Annotated in this window: 1 protein-coding gene; it reads right to left on the bottom strand. The window is 56.7% G+C overall.

Annotated elements, in window-relative coordinates:
- Positions 1 to 13 precede the first annotated feature (13 nt).
- The gene (locus C437_RS16395) at positions 14 to 1,288 is read right to left on the bottom strand and encodes an IS4-like element ISHma1 family transposase (protein ID WP_004518115.1); all 1,275 of its coding nucleotides are present in this window, start codon (positions 1,286 to 1,288) and stop codon (positions 14 to 16) included.
- Positions 1,289 to 1,400 lie beyond the last annotated feature (112 nt).

Below are 1,400 nucleotides of genomic sequence, written 5' to 3'. Positions count from 1 at the left end.
TATTCGTCTTTAGCTAAGACTCACACCTCGGTTGTGTAGCGGTAGCGAGCGTCTCTTGTAAGATCGGTCGTTGTTGGTGGATTTTCTGGGCATCTTCGATTAGCCGCTCCAACAACGGCGGTGGCGAGTAACCGAGGTACTCACCGAGTTCGTGAAGGATGAGCTGGGCGTGCGACCGGAAGGTCGCCGCCCAGCGTTCCGGCGGAAACACGATCTCATCGTCGGCCTGCTCAGTGACCAGATCCAACAACTCACGACTCACCAGCAGTGACAGCAACGCTGCGTACAGTAGAATCTTCACGACATCAGGGTTGTTCGTGTCGAATTCGTCCAGTTCGTACTGCGTCTTCAACTCACGGAACAACGTTTCTACTTCCCATCGACACCGATACAGCGTCGCTAGATCCGCCGGGAGAAACTCCTCTCTCGGTAGATTCGTGATGTACAGGCGGTAGTCGTCGGCGTCCTCGTTGCGGACGCCGACGACGCGAAATCGCTTCGTGTCCAGCGACCGAGTTCCCTCGTACTGGCCACGCTTGAACTCCGCTTCGACCTCTACGTCGATGTACTTCCGCGAGAGATCATCGACCACATCGTGGATCTGTTTGCCCTCCAAGGGAATGGCACGGCCGCGCCATTCCCGTAATTCCGCCGTTATCACCGGATTTGCGTTCTGCTTCAGCCGACTCACGAAGTAGCCGTCGTTCTCGTCGATCAACGCAAAGCGGCGGTATTTGAAGTACGCTCGATCAAACAGAACCAGTCGTCCTTGCAGCCACGATCCTGTCTTGAATAGCGCGCTGTCGTGCGTTTTCTCATCAGTCACATCGATCCGTTCTATGGTCTGGTCGGTAGCGTTGTGGAGCAGGTGGAGCTTCGCTCCAGCCTGCTCCTCGTGGCGGGCTTGAAACTCATCAGAAAGAAACTCGTGCAACCGCAGCACCGTTCCATCAGCGATCATCACGTCCCTGAACCGGTCGATATCAGCGTCAACAGCATCAGGGACAGCGACCTCATCGAGGCCGCGCTCGACGAGGTCGCGGAGATACTCTGCGAGCAACGGTGTCAACCGGTGATAGAAGCCGCCAGAAGAGATCGGTTCGTCAGCTGTAGCGTTGTAGCAGCGTCTAAACCCAGCGAGTGTTCGGCTCTCGCCTGCGGCGAAGCCGAACACGAGCGCCCACACGAGGACAGGAATCTGGAGCTTACCCTCTCGCTCGACCACGCCGAGTTCCTCGGCGTGCTCTTCGAGGAACTCAGAGGGAAACAGTGTAGTGAGCCGACGCATGATTCTCGATGAGGAGGCTCTGTTGGACACAGCTATCGCCTCCTCATTCCTCTCGAAAAGAAGCCTCGATAAGCCGCTGCTGTCACGCGGTTTCTCTCTTAGCTAAAGACGG

The sequence above is a fragment of the Haloarcula vallismortis ATCC 29715 genome (assembly GCF_000337775.1).
In the GTDB taxonomy this organism is placed as follows: domain Archaea; phylum Halobacteriota; class Halobacteria; order Halobacteriales; family Haloarculaceae; genus Haloarcula; species Haloarcula vallismortis.
Note: the sequence above shows the minus strand (reverse complement) of the source record. Positions and strands in the feature narration are given on the sequence as shown.

Coding starts and splice junctions, on each gene's coding strand:
- C437_RS16395 (WP_004518115.1), bottom strand. CDS start 1,288: ATGCGTCGGCTCACTACACTGTTTCCCTCTGAGTTCCTCGAAGAGCAC.